The organism is Bacillus sp. FSL K6-0268 (genome assembly GCF_038005425.1).
Lineage (GTDB): Bacteria > Bacillota > Bacilli > Bacillales > Bacillaceae_G > Bacillus_A > Bacillus_A thuringiensis_S.
Genome location: NZ_JBBOTF010000001.1, coordinates 5511447 through 5528780 on the forward strand (window position 1 = coordinate 5511447; position 17334 = coordinate 5528780).

A 17334-nucleotide genomic window follows, 5' to 3' on the forward strand; every position below is an offset into this window, starting at 1 on the left:
AGCTACTAACATCTAGGTTCGAGGATCAGGCTGCTCAGCCTGCGAGTAGGGAGCCCCGCGCGTTCACTGAGAAACACTCTTTTCGTGTGGTAAATCCACAGGGGAATACAGAATTGTCCCAAATGATCCTAAGACCATTATCTAGAAATATCTTGAGACGTCCAAGTATTTTCTTTATTACTGGACTCTTATTAGAGAGAAAAACTAAGCCTGAGATAGGGCTTAAATATTAATATACGAGAGGGAATTGATCCGCTAAAGGATGTGAAACCTGTTACATTAAAAGGCCATGATCAGTCACTTATTGCACTTTTAAATGGTGATGTAGATGCAGCTGTTGTATTCCAAGATGCTCGTAATATTGTAAAAAAAGATTATCCGAATATATTTGATCAAACGAAAATAGTGAAATTTACTGAGAAAATTCCGAACGATACAATTTCTGTACGCTCGGATTTAGATGCAGAGTGGAGTAAGAAATTACAAGATGCTTTCATTGAAATTGGAAAAAATGAGGAAGGCCGTAAAATCATTAAAGAAGTATATTCCCATGAAGGATATATTAAATCTGATGATAGTAAATTTGATATTGTTCGTGAATATGGAAAGACAGTGAAGACGCAATAATACATAGTGAAATGGCGGCTAGCTGGAAGGTGTGAGATTTCAGTTAGTTTGCCGTTTTTTAGTTATTGATAATACATTGAAAGTAGGTAAGATGTGTGATAGAGTTTCGAAATGTTTCCAAAATGTATCCGAATGGCACAAAGGGATTGAATAATATAAATTTAAAGATTCAAAAAGGTGAGTTTATTGTAATGGTCGGATTATCCGGAGCCGGAAAATCTACACTTCTCAGATCCGTAAATCGTCTTCATGAGATTACCGAAGGAGAAATCATTATTGAAGGTGAGTCTATTACTTCTGCGAAAGGAAAAGGATTAAGGCGTATGCGCCGGGATATCGGTATGATCTTCCAAAGTTTTAACCTTGTAAAGCGATCAACAGTATTAAAAAATGTATTAGCTGGTCGTGTTGGATATCATTCCACACTACGTACAACGTTAGGTTTGTTTCCGAAAGAAGATGTGGAGCTCGCATTTCAAGCATTAAAAAGAGTGAATATTTTAGAAAAAGCATATGCACGTGCTGATGAATTATCAGGAGGACAACAGCAACGTGTATCGATAGCTAGAGCATTGGCGCAAGAAGCAAAAATCATATTGGCAGATGAGCCTGTTGCATCGTTAGATCCACTTACGACAAAGCAAGTGCTAGATGATTTGAAAAAAATTAATGAAGATTTTGGAATCACGACAATTGTAAATTTACATTCTATTGATTTGGCTAGACAATATGCGACACGCATTATCGGATTACATGCAGGAGAAATTGTTTTTGACGGTTTAGTAGAAGAAGCAACGGATGAAAAATTTGCTGAAATTTATGGGGACGTTGCTCAGAAAAGCGAATTATTAGAGGTGGCAGTAAAATGAATGACATGACGATATATTCAAATGAAATACCGAAGCCGCCGAGTAAATTGAAACATATGTTAACGTTTATTTTAGTTATTTTAATGCTGTGGAGTAGTAGTGTACAAGTAGATGCATCATTTTCAAAACTGGTAGACGGTTTTCCAAATATGGTAGATCTATTGAAAGAAATGGTGCCACCTGATTGGAGTTATTTTCAAGTTATTACAACAGCGATGTTAGATACAATACGTATGGCGATTATTGGGACGACCTTAGGAGCGATTTTAGCTATTCCACTTGCATTGTTTGCAGCAAGTAATGTGTTTACTAACACATTTTTATATAGTCCAGCTCGAATGATTTTAAATTTTATACGAACGATACCAGATTTATTATTGGCGGCTATTTTCGTAGCGATTTTTGGAATTGGGCCACTTCCAGGTATTTTGGCTCTTACTTTTTTTTCAATTGGACTTGTAGCGAAATTGTTGTATGAATCAATTGAATCAATTGACCCTAGCCCACTAGAAGCGATGACAGCTGTAGGGGCTACTAAGGTGCAATGGATTGTTTATGGAGTCATTCCACAAGTAAAAGCACACTTTGTTTCCTATGTACTATATACATTTGAGGTGAATGTACGTGCAGCGGCTGTCCTAGGTTTAGTAGGAGCAGGTGGTATTGGACTATATTATGATCGTACACTTGGATTTTTACAATATCAACAAACTGCTTCTATAATTATTTATACCCTTATTGTTGTTTTGTTAATTGACTACATTAGTACATTGTTGCGGGAGAAACTATAATGAATAGAACGACGATGATTGTGCCAAAACCGAAGAAACTGAGTGTATATCGCTGGGTTATTTTTATAGCAATTACATTTGTTTATGTTTGGGCCTTTTCAGGAGTACCATTAGAAGGGATAAAGGACACAGCAGGTGAAATCACGAAAGCAATTATGACAGGGGTATTGAATCCAGACTGGTCGTATGTATCTTTGCCAGATGGTGAAGATTTATTGCATGGATTAATTGATACGTTGGCAATTGCGATATTAGGTACATTTATTTCTGCATTTTTATCTGTTCCGTTTGCCTTTTGGGCGGCAACGAATATGAGTAGTGGAAAATTAACTTCAGGATCTGGAAAATTTGTACTTAGTTTTGTTCGTACGTTTCCTGAATTAGTTATGGCTCTTTTATTTATAAAAGCTGTTGGTCCAGGCTCTTTTGCAGGAGTATTAGCCTTAGGATTACATTCTATTGGAATGTTAGGAAAACTATATTCAGAAGGAATTGAAAACATAGATAAAGGACCGACGGAAGCGTTACTAGCAACAGGAGCAAACCGTTTTCAAATACTTTGGTATGCAGTGTTACCACAAGTGTTACCAGACTTTCTATCGTATACGTTATACAGATTTGAAATTAATGTACGATCCGCTGCGATTTTAGGGGTTATCGGAGCAGGAGGGATTGGTACACCTTTAATTTTTGCGCTGAGTTCACGGAATTGGTCTCGTGTTGGGATTATTTTATTAGGTATTATTTTAATGGTAATTATAATTGATTTGATTTCAAGTTCGATTCGCAAACGGATTGTTTAACTTATTTGAAAAGCATCGAAGTTAGATGCTTTTTATATTTTTAAAAACGTATTTAAAAACGTAAGTATAGAAGAAATTTGTATAAATATACAGATAATTCTCTTTCTTTTTAAAATAAAAATAATGAAAAAGTATGTCATATTGAATGCCCATACATTCCCGGAAACATTGATTTTTTTATAAAAAATCAAAAAAATATCAACATATTTGTCGATACATGTTGTATAATCTTGCGTGGGAAGCTATCATATAAATGTATAAAACGTTTACTAATATAAGCGAAGGGAAGAATAGCATGTCACATTCAATCGAACAACTTTCTATCAACACGATTCGCACATTATCCATCGATGCGATTGAAAAAGCAAACTCTGGTCACCCAGGAATGCCAATGGGTGCAGCACCGATGGCTTATACATTATGGACTCAATTTATGAAACACAATCCAAATAACCCAACGTGGTTTAACCGTGATCGTTTCGTATTATCTGCAGGTCATGGTTCAATGTTATTATACAGCCTACTTCATCTATCTGGTTATGATGTAACAATGGATGACTTAAAGAACTTCCGTCAATGGGGAAGCAAAACTCCAGGACATCCTGAGTACGGTCATACAGCTGGTGTAGATGCAACGACTGGTCCACTTGGACAAGGTATTGCAACTGCTGTAGGTATGGCAATGGCTGAAAGACATTTAGCTGCTAAATATAACCGTGATGCGTATAATGTAGTAGATCATTATACATACGCTATTTGTGGTGATGGAGATTTAATGGAGGGCGTTTCTGCTGAAGCATCTTCATTAGCTGCTCATTTACAATTAGGTCGTCTTGTTGTGCTTTATGATTCAAACGATATTTCATTAGATGGCGATTTAAATCGTTCATTCTCTGAAAGTGTAGAAGATCGTTACAAAGCATACGGATGGCAAGTGATCCGTGTTGAGGATGGAAACGATATTGAAGCAATCGCGAAAGCAATTGAAGAAGCGAAAGCTGACGAAAAACGCCCAACGCTAATTGAAGTAAGAACGACAATTGGTTTCGGTTCTCCAAACAAATCAGGAAAATCAGCTTCACATGGTTCTCCACTTGGTGTAGAAGAAACAAAATTAACGAAAGAAGCATATGCTTGGACTGCTGAACAAGACTTCCACGTAGCAGAAGAGGTATACGACAACTTCCGTAAAACAGTACAAGATGTTGGTGAAACTACGCAAGCAGAGTGGAACACTATGCTAGGTGAATATGCGCAAGCATACCCAGAATTAGCAAACGAATTCCAAGCAGCAATGAACGGTCAACTTCCAGAAGGTTGGGAGCAAAACTTACCAACTTATGAATTAGGATCAAAAGCAGCAACTCGTAATTCTTCTGGTGCTGTAATTAATGCAATTGCAGAGTCTGTACCATCATTCTTCGGTGGATCTGCTGACCTTGCTGGTTCTAACAAAACATACATGAATAACGAAAAAGACTTTACAAGAGACGATTACAGCGGTAAAAACATTTGGTACGGTGTACGTGAGTTCGCAATGGGTGCAGCAATGAACGGTATTGCATTACATGGCGGTTTAAAAACTTACGGTGGTACGTTCTTCGTATTCTCTGATTACTTACGTCCAGCAATTCGCCTTGCAGCATTAATGCAATTGCCAGTAACGTATGTATTCACACATGACAGTATCGCTGTTGGTGAAGATGGTCCAACACATGAACCAGTCGAACAATTAGCAGCGCTTCGTGCAATGCCGAACGTTTCTGTTATCCGTCCAGCTGATGGTAACGAATCTGTTGCAGCTTGGAGACTGGCTTTAGAATCTACAAACAAACCAACTGCTTTAGTATTAACTCGTCAAGACCTTCCAACATTAGAAGGTGCAAAAGATGATACGTATGAAAAAGTAGCAAAAGGTGCATATGTAGTTTCTGCAAGCAAGAAAGAAACGGCTGATGTTATCTTACTTGCAACTGGGTCTGAAGTAAGCCTAGCTGTTGAAGCTCAAAAAGCATTAGCAGCGGACGGCGTTGACGCAGCTGTTGTCAGCATGCCATCTATGGATCGTTTTGAAGCTCAACCTGCAGAGTACAAAGAATCTGTATTACCAAAAGCAGTAACAAAACGTTTCGCAATCGAAATGGGTGCTACATTCGGATGGCACCGTTACGTAGGTCTTGAAGGAGATGTGTTAGGTATCGATACATTCGGTGCTTCTGCTCCTGGTGAGAAGATTATGGAAGAGTATGGATTTACTGTAGAGAACGTTGTTCGTAAAGTAAAAGAAATGCTTTAATGATTTCAGAAAAATCTCTCCGGCATGGAGAGATTTTTCTATGTAAATGAGTTTTTTCGACAGAAAAAGTTTTTTATCTCTCCGCAGTCAGACAATCATTGCAAATTTTCTTATATATAATGAAGGGAAAAGGTTGTCCAGATTGGGAGGGGAAAAATGAAAACGTATGAATTGTATTTAATTCAAGAGGATATTGCGAAATCTTATTTTGGTCGTGAATATTTGTTTTTTGATTTATTTGCTCGATTTTCAGAATCTGGGTCCCTTTCGGAGAAAAAAGTGTTATATAAACAAATGATGTATATAACGAAACCATTGCAAGTAATGAAAATTCATCATAAATTAGAACAAGCTTTGCGCGTTCTTGGTAAATATGATAGAACACATCATACACATACACTTTATACGGGAGCGGAGTACGGTGAAATAATGGTGAAACCGCACTATATTCGTATGAATACCTCTGGAAATGTCTCTATGGAAACGACTTTCTTTGAGGTGTTAAGAAAGTGTGAATTAACATTTTTAGCTATGGATTATGAAAATACAAAGTACGGATGGCTGAATCCTCTAAAACAAGTACGAACATATGTGTAAAAAATGTCGAATTGTATCTTGTCTTATTGAAAAGGTTTTAGTACACTGTAAGGTAGACAACATGAAGGAGGAAAATATATGCCAATTTGGTTAGGTATTCTAGTGGGCGTAGTAGCACTAGTAGCAGGCGTGGCGTTAGGATTTTTCATTGCCCGCAAATACATGATGAATTACTTACAAAAAAATCCACCAATTAACGAACAAATGTTAAAAATGATGATGATGCAAATGGGACAAAAACCTTCCCAAAAGAAAATCAATCAAATGATGAGCGCGATGAACAAGCAACAAATGAAATAAGCGCTAAAAGACACTCACTAAGAGTGTCTTTCTTTTTGTTAGTTACAGTTTTTAAAACTTTTAAAAATTCTGTATTTTTGGTAAACTGAAAACATCGCTCATTTTAAGGGAGGAGGAAAAAAATGAAAGTGTTTATGAATTTAGCGTGGTTTTTTAAACAAGAAAAACGAGCGTACATAACCGGAATTATTTTATTATTTGGCGTTGCACTTTTAGAGCTCGTAGCACCAAAAGTAATTGGAATCGTTGTAGATGAAATTAATGATGAAACATTGACGACCGATAAGTTACTAAAATGGGTTGTACTATTAGTAATTGTAGGTATTACGATGTACATATTGCGTTACATATGGCGTATTATGATTTTCGGGTCTTCGTTAAAATTAGCTCGCCAATTACGAAAAAATTTATATGAACATTTTACAAAGATGAGTCCATCTTTCTATCAGTCAAATCGAACAGGTGATTTAATGGCACATGCGACTAATGATATTCAAGCAATCCAGCAAACTGCTGGAGCGGGTGTTTTAACGCTTGTTGATTCATTAGCTGTTGGGGGATGTGTACTCGTAGCGATGGGTTTTACAATTAGTTGGAAGTTAACATTGTTAAGTTTAATTCCGATGCCGATTGTAGCCATTTCGACAAATTATTATGGAACGTTATTACATAAAAGGTTTCATAAAGCACAGCAATCGTTTTCGGAAATTAATGATAAAGTGCAAGAGAGTATGAGTGGAATGAAAGTGATTCGATCGCTTGGACAAGAGAAAGAAGATTTGCAGGCGTTTCGAAAAAAATCAGAAGATGTTGTGCATAAAAATGTGTTAGTTGCACGTATTGATTCGTTATTTGATCCGACAATCGCTCTTATCGTTGGATTTTCTTTTTTAATTGCAGTATGTTACGGATCGGTATTAGTTGTAAGAGGTGAATTAACAGTAGGTGATCTCGTTACATTTACGACATATTTAGGTACCCTCGTTTGGCCAATGTTAGCGTTTGGATGGTTGTTCAATATTATGGAGCGTGGGCGTGCTTCATATGACCGTGTAGAAAAAATTCTTTCACAAAAATCAGATGTAGTAAATAGAGAAAATGCTGTACATACGATAGCGAGCGGTAATGTTTCATTTGCCATTGATTCATTTTCGTATAAGAAAAATGAACTGTTACATTTAAACGATATTCACTTTGATTTGAAGAAGGGCGAAACGCTAGGAGTTGTAGGACGTACAGGTGCAGGGAAAACGACTTTATTAAAATGTTTAATCCGTGAGTATGATCATTTTAATGGTGAATTAAAAGTTGGGGAGCGAGATATTCGAGATTTAACACTTCATGGTGTCCGTTCTGCCATTTCATATGTGCCGCAAGATCATTTTTTATTTTCAGCAAGTATTGGTGAGAATATTGCCTTTGGAAAGGCGGATGCTACATATAATGAAATTACCCAAGCTGCAGAGATTGCTTGTATTCATAATGATATCCTCCAATTTTCAGAAGGATATGAAACAGTAGTAGGGGAAAGAGGCGTTTCGTTATCTGGTGGTCAAAAACAGCGAATCTCTATTGCTCGTGCTTTATTAACAAATGCTGAAATTTTAATTTTGGATGATTGTTTATCAGCGGTAGATGCAAAAACAGAAGAGACAATTTTAAGTGCCTTAAAGAGGGAAAGAGCAGGGAAAACGACGATTATTACTGCACACCGATTAAGTGCAATTCAGCATGCTAATCTTATTCTTGTTGTTGATGAAGGTAGAATTGTACAAAGAGGTACACATGAGGAATTAATGAAGGAAAACGGCTGGTATAAGGAAATGTATGAAAGCCAGCAATTAGAAGCTTTAGTCGAGAAAGGAGGCGTATGATGGTAGAGAAGAAGCGAAGTGATTTAAGTAGATTGCTTTCTTATATGAAGCCATATAAAGGGTTGCTATCTTTAGCATTTATCTTTTTAGTTGGTGCGACAGTAACGGAAATGATGGGGCCTTTTTTAATTAAACAATTCCTTGATGAACACCTAGTACCGCGGGATTTTGAACGATCAGCACTCGTTACTTTATTTGTAATTTACATAGTTGCTCATTTATTAAAAGTATTATTTACGTATTTAAATCTATTGTACTTTCAGAACATTGCTTTTAAGATTGTTCAAGATATGCGAGTTGAAGTATATGAACATGTTCAAAAGCTGTCATTAAGTTTCTTTGATCGTACGCCAATTGGTACGCTCGTATCTCGTATAACGAATGATACGGAAGCGATTAAAGATTTTTATGTCAGTGTATTATCAACATTTGTGAAAAATGTAGTCTTTTTAGTAGGTATTTTAATAGCGATGTTTTTATTAGATGTAAAATTAGCGTTATTTTCTCTCATATTAATTCCGATAATGTTCGCGATTATGGTATTATATCGCCGGAAAAGTGCAGCTTTTTATTTAGAAGTACGTAATCAACTAAGCGTGTTAAATGCAAAATTGAACGAGTCCATACAAGGAATGAATATTGTTCAAGTGTTCAGACAAGAAAAACGTATGAGAAAAGAGTTTGAAGAAGTGAATAATAAACATTATAGTGCAGGGCGACGTACTTTGAAGTTAGACGCATTACTTTTACGACCAGCTACGGATTTAGTACATATTGTAGCTATTGCGTTAGTACTAGGTTTATTTGGGATTGATGCTTTAAAGAGCCCTGTTGAAGTAGGAGTTTTATATGCTTTTGTTAACTATATACATCGTTTCTTCCAACCTGTAAATGAGATGATGATGAAATTGTCCTTTTTCCAACAGGCACTTGTTTCGTCATCACGTGTATTTCATTTAATGGACGAGAAAGATTTAGCACCGGTTCAAAAAGGCAATGAGAATCCTCAAGTTGTCGATGGAGATATTGAATTTAAAAATGTTACTTTTTCATATGATGGAAAGCGTGACGTTTTAAAAAATGTATCATTTCACGTGAAACAAGGGCAAACGGTTGCTTTTGTTGGGCATACTGGTAGCGGAAAAAGTACGATTATGAATTTGTTAATGCGATTTTATAATATTAAGTCGGGAAATATTGTAATAGACTGTGTAGATTTAGAAAAATTTGAAGAACGAGAAATTAGAAAGAAAATAGGACTCGTATTGCAAGATGCATTTTTATTTGCTGGAAATGTAAAGCAAAATATTCGTATGTATAATGAAGAAATTACGGATGAAGAAGTAAAAGAAGCTGCTCGATTTGTGCAAGCGAATACGTTTATTGAAAAGTTACCAGAGCAGTATGAAACAGAAGTAGTAGAAAGAGGTGCAGCATTTTCAAGCGGTCAACGACAATTAATTGCTTTTGCTAGAACGATAGCAACGAATCCGAAAGTATTAGTATTAGATGAAGCAACAGCTAATATCGATACAGAAACAGAAGAGGCTATTCAAACAGCGTTGCAACAAATGCGAAAAGGTAGAACTACGATAGCCATTGCGCATAGGTTATCTACAATTCAAGATGCAGATCAAATTTTTGTGATGCATGATGGAGAGATAGTAGAAAGAGGAACACATCAAGAATTACTAAGTGAGCAAGGTTTGTATTATAATATGTACTTGTTACAAAATAAAGGGAGTTTGCAAAAGGCCTTGTAAATACAAGGTCTTTTTTATTTTGTATACAAAATATATTTACTCTTTGTTTCTATAGCATAAATGTCGTGTCCTCTTATGAAATTTGTACATATTGTATGTATACGAAGTAAAAAAATTAATAGGAGATTTTATATGCAAAACAGATCGAGTTCAAATGTTACGTTAATTGATGTGTCTCATTGGGAAGGGAATATTGATTGGAATGCAGTGAAGGCATCTGGAATTCCAGCAGCGTATGCAAAAGCGACAGAAGGTGTAAATTACATTGATCCTACTTTTACTAAAAATGTACAAGCAGCCCGAAGTGCGAATGTATTAATTGGTGCATACCATTTTGCACGTCCAGAACAAAATGATGCAATTTCAGAGGCGAAATATTTTGTGAGTATATTACAAAGTAACCAGACAGACTTAATGCCAGTTCTGGATTTAGAATCACCAAAAGATCCGAGTAATAGTAATTTAACTGGTAGCGCTATATCGAATTGGGCAAGAAGCTTCATAAATTATGTGAAACAGGCTACTGGAAAAGATGTAATGTTATATACAGGAGTTTGGTATATTAATGAGTTCGGAATTAGCGGATTAAGTGATATTCCACTTTGGATTGCTAAATACTCGAGTACACCGCCTGCTGATGCTGGTGGATGGACAGCGTGGACAGCATGGCAGTACACAGATTCTGGACAAATTTCAGGTGTAGGAAATTGTGATGTATCAGCTGCAGTTTCACTAGAAGCTTTACAAGGGAATGGAGCAAGTGGTGGAGGGAATGTTTCTCCGCCTAATAATGCAACTCCAGTGTACGGGGTTGCTATAATTAATGGAGATAATGTGAATTTGAGAAGTGGACCATCTTTGCAGTCTAGTGTAATTCGCCAATTGAATCGTGGCGAAACATATGAAGTTTGGGGAGAACAAGATGGATGGCTTTGTTTAGGGACAAATCAGTGGGTATATAATGATCCGAGTTATATTCAGTATAAACATTATGTGGCGACTATTACTGGTGATAATGTAAATTTGCGTGATGCTCCATCATTAAAAGGAAATGTTATAAGACAGTTACATCATGGTGAATCGTATCGAGTATGGAGTAAGCAAGATGGATGGCTTTGCTTAGGGACAAATCAATGGATATACTACGATCCAAGTTATATTCAGTATGGTGTACAATAGAGTGAAAATAAAAGGTGCCCCGTCAGAGGTGCCTTTTATTAAAAATATACAACTTTTACAAAGTCTGTATCGAAACCATAGTATACTATAGTAGATATATTTATAAAAAATAATCGAAAATGAAATAAAGGGGTAAAAATATGAATTATGTGCTAATAGGTGCGGTTTTAATATTATTAGCTGTAGTATTTGTGCTGTTTTATAAAAATAAACAGTTAGAATCAGAGAGTCAGCAAGTAGAATTTGAAAAGAAACAAGCGATTGAAACGTATAAAAATGAAATTGCAGCTACGGTGATAGAGCATACAGAACAACAAAATAATTTGAAAAATATGGAACAGAAAAAATACAATGATTTACAAGTAAGTGCAAATAGAGAAATTGAAAATATGCGTATGATGAAAAATCAATTAGCTGTGCAGCATAGTAAAGAACGTAGTGAAATACAAAATAAACATAATAATGAAATACATATGTTTCAAAAATTAATTGCAAATTTACGAGAATATACTAAAAACGGCGCTGAAATGAATACGTACGAAACATTACATTATATGAAGCGAGGATTCATAGAGCAAGGCATCATATTAGATGCTGAAATTCAAATCATGCCGAATGTTTTTATTAAAAATAATAGTGAAGTAAACGATAATCGAATCCATCATCTCATCTTGTGCAAAACTGGTATTTATCTACTTGAGACGAAAGAATGGGAAGAGAAATTAGTTCATGGTTTAACGAAAGAAAATGCTGGTATATATTCATTTATGATTGATGAAATGGGTAAGTATCAACAAGAAGTTGAAAAAGAAGAGACATTTGAATATATAGTAGGTAAAGATTCGTCAACTATACAAGTGAAAAATGAAGGGAATCCAGTATATAAGGCGAAGAAACTATCTCAAATTTTATACAATTGTTTGAAAGAAATGCAGACTAATAGTATAAAAGAAAAGGTAAAACCAGTTGTATATTTTTATAATGAAAATGGAAAAGAAATAATAGATCTTTCTAGTGAGGAAACACCTAGATTAAAAGATCGGGAGCAAATTGTAACGTTCTTCAGAAATGAAATCTTAGCAGGGAAAATAGTATATACAGTGCAAGAATTAGAACAGATTCGAGAAATGATTAGCAGGATGAATTATATAGTGAGTTAAAAGGGGGGATCTTTCTGAGCGCTATGCTACGTGGCATTTTGTATGTCTATTTTTGTTTGTATATAGTAATGTACATTCTATTTATATTCGTCATCGATATGATCCATATGCCCTTAAGTGTAAGGAGCATTTTTGTAGTATTCATACCATTTGTTTTATTAGTCATGGTTCAAAGGGTTATTTTATATGCTTCTAAAAATCGTAATGAAGAAAAGAAGCAAATGTCTGGGGTTTTAATAGTAGCACTCATACCATTAATAGTATGCACTGTACAACTAAGTGTAAATGAATATACGTCAAAGTTTAATCAAAATAGATGGTTAAATCATGCAGAGAAACGGATACATATGGTAGATGATCTATTACAAAAATATAAATTAATAGGGAAATCAAATGAAGAAATTACACAATTGTTAGGCGCTTCAACGGACACGAGAAGTGGGGAAGAAGGAGTTATCACTTTGTATTATCTTGGGACTGAACGTGGCTTTATTCCAATAGATAGCGAACAGCTTGTTTTCCAATTTGATAGAGATGGAAAAGTCATGGAATATACGGTGCATAAAGATTAAAGAAATGTAGAGGGAAGCTATATGTTATAGCTTCTTTTTTATTTTTCAATATGTCACGGAAGGGGGAGAAGGTTTTTGAGTGGAATAAGGAATGAAAGCGGAGGTGATGCATATATATAGATGCATTGGGTGATTATTAGTCCGATTGGTGAGGGGTAATAATTAATAAGTACGGAAAAAACCCCCACTGATTAAAGTTTCATTTTATCATATTGTATAAATGAAAAGGAGGTAAGACGGTGAAAGCAATCCCGACTGATGTCCTGAGTAAAGAATTGATGGAAAGAGAAGGAGTTATCTCTATTACAGTAAAGGAATTTGAAAAGATAGAAGTAGCTGGAGTGGTGGTCGCTGGTCCAGCAGTTATTTTGATTAATCAAGATTAAGTACATATCATTGAAATAAAAAGCATCCGTCTAGGATGCTTTTTATTTGTATGTAAGGATAAATATGATGGATAATTGTGTTACTGGAGGGAAAGTCTGTGGCAATTATTATAACAATGTTAGTAATGGGTATTTTATTAGGATTTGTTGGAGCTGGAGGAGCTGGATTTATTATCGCGATACTCACTTTGGTATTCCAAATTCCTATTCATGTTGCTCTTGCAACATCTTTAACTGCAATGGCATTTACGACATTATCAGGTGTTGTAAGTCATTACCGTGAAGGCAATGTTGCACTTATTATAGGTGGGATTGTTGGGGGATTTGGCGCAATTGGCTCTTATATTGGTTCTAAATTTGGTTCACTTATACCAGCACATCTTCTTCATTGGTTTACAGCTGGGATGTTATTTTTATCGGCAATTTTTATGTTTATTAAATTAATTATGTTCCAAAAAAAAGAACAGTCGTCTTTATATAAACATAAAGAGTTTTCCGTGAAATACTTGTTGAAATGTGTATGCCTTGGATTAGTTACTGGAATGATGGCTGGTTCATTTGGGATTGGTTCTGCACCGTTTATTCAACTTGGATTAATGGTTCTATTGGGACTTACGATTCAGCAATCTGTAGGGACAACAATGCTTGTTATATTACCGATTGCAATTGGAGGCGGGCTAGGATATAGTTCGGAAGGATATTTAGATTATATATTGTTATTGCAAGTATTGATTGGGACCATGTTAGGGGCATACATTGGTGCGAAGTTTACAAATTATGCACCGCGAACGCTTTTGAGGTTTTCGATGATTATGACACCGGTTTTAGCTGGATGTATGCTATTGATGGAATAAAGTGAAATTATAATCAGCAGGGGGTTACTGCCTACAAATAGCGGGATAAAATTAATATAGCAAACTATTAATATATTTTACGAATGAATTATATAGGTAATTCATATTTCCCATATAAAAGGATTTGTTTTAATATTATGAGTGTAAAGTTCGAGTATTCGAAGTACTACTTGAATTATATCCCTATCCCTTTTCTAAAAATGCGAACAAGTTTTGCCCTATTCTATTCAATAGTTAATTGCATAGAAATATATTGTTCGATGACCATTATGGAACGTACATAATGGGAAAATCCCGATCCTTAAAGAGGATGCCCCTAATCTTCATGTGAAAATATGATCGGATATGAAAGCTGACCAATTTATGGTCAGCTTTCTTTTTGTTCGAAAATTATTTCTTCTTTAATTTCTGTTTGCAATAATACAGTTTTTCCGAAGCGACGTTTGCATTCCGCGCGCACTTTTTCAAGGGCTAGTAGCTGAGTAGTGGCGGGAACTGTGACAATAGCTTGGCGAGGTTTTCGATTTTCTTCACAAAAGACACATTCCACAACATAATTAGAAATCATATTTTCATCCTTCCAGTTTTAATTTCTAAGAAGGGATTGTCTATGAAGTTGATGTAACTTTTCGTCGTTGTTTTATTATTTTCCTCTTTTTTTCAAGGGGAAAATAATAAAGAAGGCGAATTTTAGTAGGGGAGGGATGTTTATGGAGAGATGGATAGGTAGTGCAGCGGTATGTGTAAATGAAAAAAATGAAGTTTTAATGGTATTGCAGGGCAAAGAGGGAGAAGAAAAAAGGTGGTCTGTCCCAAGTGGAGGACTTGAAAAGGGAGAGACACTAGAAGAATGTTGTATCAGGGAAGTTTGGGAAGAAACGGGTTACAATGTGGAAGTTGTAAATAAAATATATGAAAAAGAGGGTATTACATACGGAATTCCAGTGTATGTCCATTATTATTTTGTTAAACAAATAGGCGGTAATATGAAAATCCAAGATCCTGATGAGTTAATACATGAAATTGCTTGGAAAGGGATATATGAAGTTGAACAATTGTGTTTAGCTTTTCCAGAGGATTATGAATTGCTGTGCCAATATATAAATAAAGAAGCAAGTATGTAAATACTTGCTTCTTTAATGTATCCAAGACAAGAAAAGCGGAACGATAACCAAACTAGCGCCTGCTGTTAAAAGCATGGATAAACTTGCAATTGTTCCTTCCACAGGACCGATTTCGAATGCTTTTGATGTACCGGTTCCATTTGCGCTCGTTCCTAACATAATACCTTTTGCGATTGCTGTTTTAATACGGCAAATACGTATGAGAGAAGGACCGAGCAATGCTCCTGTTAAGGCAGTTAAAACGACAAATACAGCAGTTAATTGTGACATACCACCAATCATTTCTGAAATAGCCATTGCGATTGGTGTTGTTACGATATGTGGCGCTAAACTATGTTCTAGTGATGAATCAATTTGAAAATAATTTGCTAGTAGTGCTGAAGTAATGACTGATAAAAACGAACCGACAATGACATTAAGTAAGATAGCCATTCCATGTTTCTTTAATAAATCAAAGTATTTATAGATTGGCCATGCAAAAGCAACTGTTGCGGGTTTTAATAATTCAGTTAACCAGTGACCACCAGATTCATATGTTTCATAAGGTGTATCTAATCCGAGCAATAAAGCAATTAAAATAATGGGACAGACGAGAAGAGGAGAAAGTAGACTCCAATTCCAGCGTTGATACATTTTTTTTGATATCCAATATGTGAATAGTGTTAATAGTAAACAAAGAAATCCGATCATTGCGTTGATCCTTTCCGCTTTAGTAGCAATTCTGTTAAAAGTCCTGTAACTAAGGTAACGCAAAGAGTGCTAATCATAATAATTAAAATGAGATCGATTCCATATTGTGTTAGTGTATCTCTGTAACGTATGACAGCGACTGCAGAAGGGATGAAAAATAAAATAAGTTCTTTTAATAAAAAATCTGCTCCGTCCTGTATCCATTCTTTTTTAACTAGGTTAAATTTTAATGAAATTAATAATAAAAAAATACCGATTATACTTCCTGGAACTGGGAGGTGTGCCTGTTTTGCAATCCATTCACCTGTCCAAGCGAAACAAAATAGTAACAAAATTTGTCCGCTTAACTTCCACCATTTCATACAGTAACCACCTCTTTCTTTTTTTACATAAAAATTGTAAAAAAGAATTAACAATTTCTACTATACGTTCATTCAAAATATTTGTCTAATATATAAATTATATGTTATTAATATATTAGACATATTAATCGAAAGTGAAAAGGGTGTCCAAAAATGGAATTACGGCATTTGCAATATTTTGTTGTTGTGGCAGAAGAGTTACACTTTGGACGGGCGGCTGCTCGTTTACAAATGACACAGCCACCACTTAGTCAACAAATACAGCAATTAGAAAAAGAAATGGGAGTTACATTATTTTCAAGAACGAAAAGAAAGGTTGAACTAACAGAAGCAGGAGAAATGTTTTTAAAAGAAGTAAAAAAAGCGTTTGAACAAATTGAAAAAGCAGTAGAAGTTGCACAAAGTGCGCAAAGGGGAGAAGTGGGATCACTTTCAATTGGTTTTGTAGGTGCAGCGATATACGATATTTTACCATCAATTGTTAGGGAATATAGAAAGAAATTTCCGAGAGTGTCTGTTGCATTACATGAATTGTCAACACCAGATCAAGTTCATGCACTTCATGATAACCGTATTGATATTGGCTTTTTACGTCCGCCAATTCCAACACAATTATTAGAATTAGAGCCAATTCAAAGGTTATCTTGCACCTTATGTTTACCAAAGGCACATCCGCTTGCAGAGAAAGATGAAATACATATAGAAGATTTACGAGATGAGCCGTTTGTATTTATTACGAGACCAGTATGGCCAGCTTTATATGATACAATTTTATCTCTTTGCAGAGAAGTTGGATTTAGTCCGCGTATTGTACAAGAAGCAACAGAGTATCAAACAGTTATGGGGCTTGTAGCAGCAGGAATTGGAATTACAGTAATACCCGTGTCGGCAAATAAGTTATATAAAACAGAAGTTGTATATAAAGAGTTATATGATTCTAATTTTGTTGCAGAAATGTCAGTGGCTTACAAAAAAATGAATAGTAATCCAGAGCTACTAGAGTTTTTAAAAATTGCAAGAGAGAAGAAAAGAATAGAAGTAGAAGATGAGTAATAGTAGTAACAGAAAATGGATTTAATTCAGATTC

General features: G+C 35.3%; 18 protein-coding genes and 1 pseudogene. 16 read left to right on the forward strand and 3 right to left on the reverse strand.

Annotated features, from left to right (window positions below):
• Positions 1–234: 234 nt before the first annotated feature.
• The 14 genes and pseudogenes from MHI28_RS28795 to MHI28_RS28860 form a co-directional block, all read left to right on the forward strand.
• Positions 235–627: pseudogene (locus tag MHI28_RS28795) on the forward strand (phosphate/phosphite/phosphonate ABC transporter substrate-binding protein); the annotation flags it as partial.
• Positions 628–722: 95 nt separating this feature from the next.
• Positions 723–1496 carry a phosphonate ABC transporter ATP-binding protein gene (gene phnC, locus MHI28_RS28800; protein ID WP_000569232.1) on the forward strand — a complete coding sequence of 258 codons (774 nt, stop codon included), beginning with the start codon at positions 723–725 and terminating at the stop codon, positions 1494–1496.
• Positions 1493–2287 (forward strand): phosphonate ABC transporter, permease protein PhnE, encoded by a 795-nt coding sequence (gene phnE / locus MHI28_RS28805; protein ID WP_000999244.1) that lies wholly within the window; start codon positions 1493–1495, stop codon positions 2285–2287. Before phnC ends, phnE (MHI28_RS28805) begins: the two co-directional genes overlap by 4 nt.
• The gene (phnE, locus tag MHI28_RS28810) at positions 2287–3090 is read left to right on the forward strand and encodes a phosphonate ABC transporter, permease protein PhnE (RefSeq protein WP_001082385.1); all 804 of its coding nucleotides are present in this window, start codon (positions 2287–2289) and stop codon (positions 3088–3090) included. The genes phnE (MHI28_RS28805) and phnE (MHI28_RS28810) overlap by 1 nt, the downstream gene beginning before the upstream one ends.
• 295 nt (positions 3091–3385) lie before the next feature.
• Positions 3386–5386 (forward strand): transketolase, encoded by a 2001-nt coding sequence (gene tkt, locus MHI28_RS28815; RefSeq protein ID WP_000019774.1) that lies wholly within the window; start codon positions 3386–3388, stop codon positions 5384–5386.
• A 156-nt stretch (positions 5387–5542) separates the two neighbouring features.
• Entirely contained in the window at positions 5543–5983 is a 441-nt protein-coding gene (gene sirA, locus MHI28_RS28820; RefSeq protein WP_000860652.1) for a sporulation inhibitor of replication protein SirA, read from the forward strand.
• Positions 5984–6061: 78 nt separating this feature from the next.
• Positions 6062–6283: a YneF family protein gene (locus MHI28_RS28825; protein ID WP_001123317.1), complete on the forward strand. Its 222-nt coding sequence runs from the start codon at positions 6062–6064 to the stop codon at positions 6281–6283.
• A 122-nt stretch (positions 6284–6405) separates the two neighbouring features.
• The gene (locus tag MHI28_RS28830; RefSeq protein ID WP_000862447.1) at positions 6406–8157 is read left to right on the forward strand and encodes an ABC transporter ATP-binding protein; all 1752 of its coding nucleotides are present in this window, start codon (positions 6406–6408) and stop codon (positions 8155–8157) included.
• Entirely contained in the window at positions 8157–9920 is a 1764-nt protein-coding gene (locus tag MHI28_RS28835) for an ABC transporter ATP-binding protein (protein ID WP_000229515.1), read from the forward strand. Before MHI28_RS28830 ends, MHI28_RS28835 begins: the two co-directional genes overlap by 1 nt.
• 132 nt (positions 9921–10052) lie before the next feature.
• On the forward strand, positions 10053–11099 hold the full coding sequence (locus MHI28_RS28840; protein WP_001181414.1) for a GH25 family lysozyme: 1047 nt from the start codon (positions 10053–10055) through the stop codon (positions 11097–11099).
• A 140-nt stretch (positions 11100–11239) separates the two neighbouring features.
• Positions 11240–12259, forward strand: a complete 1020-nt coding sequence (locus MHI28_RS28845; RefSeq protein ID WP_017763516.1) for an NERD domain-containing protein — start codon at positions 11240–11242, stop codon at positions 12257–12259.
• A 23-nt stretch (positions 12260–12282) separates the two neighbouring features.
• Positions 12283–12831 carry a hypothetical protein gene (locus tag MHI28_RS28850; protein WP_000943748.1) on the forward strand — a complete coding sequence of 183 codons (549 nt, stop codon included), beginning with the start codon at positions 12283–12285 and terminating at the stop codon, positions 12829–12831.
• Between the two features lie 239 nt (positions 12832–13070).
• On the forward strand, positions 13071–13217 hold the full coding sequence (locus tag MHI28_RS28855) for a BC1881 family protein (RefSeq protein ID WP_000644411.1): 147 nt from the start codon (positions 13071–13073) through the stop codon (positions 13215–13217).
• Between the two features lie 98 nt (positions 13218–13315).
• Positions 13316–14071 carry a sulfite exporter TauE/SafE family protein gene (locus MHI28_RS28860; RefSeq protein WP_000974664.1) on the forward strand — a complete coding sequence of 252 codons (756 nt, stop codon included), beginning with the start codon at positions 13316–13318 and terminating at the stop codon, positions 14069–14071.
• A 367-nt stretch (positions 14072–14438) separates the two neighbouring features.
• Here MHI28_RS28860 and MHI28_RS28865 read toward each other — a convergent pair whose 3' ends face one another.
• Positions 14439–14639, reverse strand: coding sequence for a DUF3903 domain-containing protein (locus tag MHI28_RS28865; RefSeq protein ID WP_000625226.1), 201 nt, complete (start codon positions 14637–14639; stop codon positions 14439–14441).
• A 142-nt stretch (positions 14640–14781) separates the two neighbouring features.
• Between MHI28_RS28865 and MHI28_RS28870 the strand changes: the two genes are divergently transcribed.
• Complete coding sequence (locus MHI28_RS28870) at positions 14782–15195, forward strand: NUDIX hydrolase (RefSeq protein ID WP_000442974.1); 414 nt, start codon at positions 14782–14784, stop codon at positions 15193–15195.
• A 12-nt stretch (positions 15196–15207) separates the two neighbouring features.
• Here MHI28_RS28870 and MHI28_RS28875 read toward each other — a convergent pair whose 3' ends face one another.
• Together MHI28_RS28875 and MHI28_RS28880 are read right to left on the reverse strand one after the other, a co-directional pair.
• Complete coding sequence (locus MHI28_RS28875; protein ID WP_000578954.1) at positions 15208–15885, reverse strand: LrgB family protein; 678 nt, start codon at positions 15883–15885, stop codon at positions 15208–15210.
• Positions 15882–16247 (reverse strand): CidA/LrgA family holin-like protein, encoded by a 366-nt coding sequence (locus tag MHI28_RS28880; protein ID WP_000872365.1) that lies wholly within the window; start codon positions 16245–16247, stop codon positions 15882–15884. The genes MHI28_RS28875 and MHI28_RS28880 overlap by 4 nt, the downstream gene beginning before the upstream one ends.
• 153 nt (positions 16248–16400) lie before the next feature.
• Here MHI28_RS28880 and alsR point away from each other — a divergent pair, with 153 nt between their 5' ends.
• Entirely contained in the window at positions 16401–17300 is a 900-nt protein-coding gene (gene alsR / locus MHI28_RS28885; protein WP_000423234.1) for an acetoin biosynthesis transcriptional regulator AlsR, read from the forward strand.
• Positions 17301–17334 lie beyond the last annotated feature (34 nt).

What these genes read in the sequence shown, in the direction of transcription:
- phnE (WP_000999244.1), top strand. Translation starts at nt 1,493, where the DNA reads ATGAATGACATGACGATATATTCAAATGAAATACCGAAGCCGCCGAGT.
- phnE (WP_001082385.1), top strand. Translation starts at nt 2,287, where the DNA reads ATGAATAGAACGACGATGATTGTGCCAAAACCGAAGAAACTGAGTGTA.
- tkt (WP_000019774.1), top strand. Translation starts at nt 3,386, where the DNA reads ATGTCACATTCAATCGAACAACTTTCTATCAACACGATTCGCACATTA.
- sirA (WP_000860652.1), top strand. Translation starts at nt 5,543, where the DNA reads ATGAAAACGTATGAATTGTATTTAATTCAAGAGGATATTGCGAAATCT.
- MHI28_RS28825 (WP_001123317.1), top strand. Translation starts at nt 6,062, where the DNA reads ATGCCAATTTGGTTAGGTATTCTAGTGGGCGTAGTAGCACTAGTAGCA.
- MHI28_RS28830 (WP_000862447.1), top strand. Translation starts at nt 6,406, where the DNA reads ATGAAAGTGTTTATGAATTTAGCGTGGTTTTTTAAACAAGAAAAACGA.
- MHI28_RS28835 (WP_000229515.1), top strand. Translation starts at nt 8,157, where the DNA reads ATGGTAGAGAAGAAGCGAAGTGATTTAAGTAGATTGCTTTCTTATATG.
- MHI28_RS28840 (WP_001181414.1), top strand. Translation starts at nt 10,053, where the DNA reads ATGCAAAACAGATCGAGTTCAAATGTTACGTTAATTGATGTGTCTCAT.
- MHI28_RS28845 (WP_017763516.1), top strand. Translation starts at nt 11,240, where the DNA reads ATGAATTATGTGCTAATAGGTGCGGTTTTAATATTATTAGCTGTAGTA.
- MHI28_RS28850 (WP_000943748.1), top strand. Translation starts at nt 12,283, where the DNA reads ATGCTACGTGGCATTTTGTATGTCTATTTTTGTTTGTATATAGTAATG.
- MHI28_RS28865 (WP_000625226.1), bottom strand. Translation starts at nt 14,639, where the DNA reads ATGATTTCTAATTATGTTGTGGAATGTGTCTTTTGTGAAGAAAATCGA.
- MHI28_RS28870 (WP_000442974.1), top strand. Translation starts at nt 14,782, where the DNA reads ATGGAGAGATGGATAGGTAGTGCAGCGGTATGTGTAAATGAAAAAAAT.
- MHI28_RS28875 (WP_000578954.1), bottom strand. Translation starts at nt 15,885, where the DNA reads ATGATCGGATTTCTTTGTTTACTATTAACACTATTCACATATTGGATA.
- MHI28_RS28880 (WP_000872365.1), bottom strand. Translation starts at nt 16,247, where the DNA reads ATGAAATGGTGGAAGTTAAGCGGACAAATTTTGTTACTATTTTGTTTC.
- alsR (WP_000423234.1), top strand. Translation starts at nt 16,401, where the DNA reads ATGGAATTACGGCATTTGCAATATTTTGTTGTTGTGGCAGAAGAGTTA.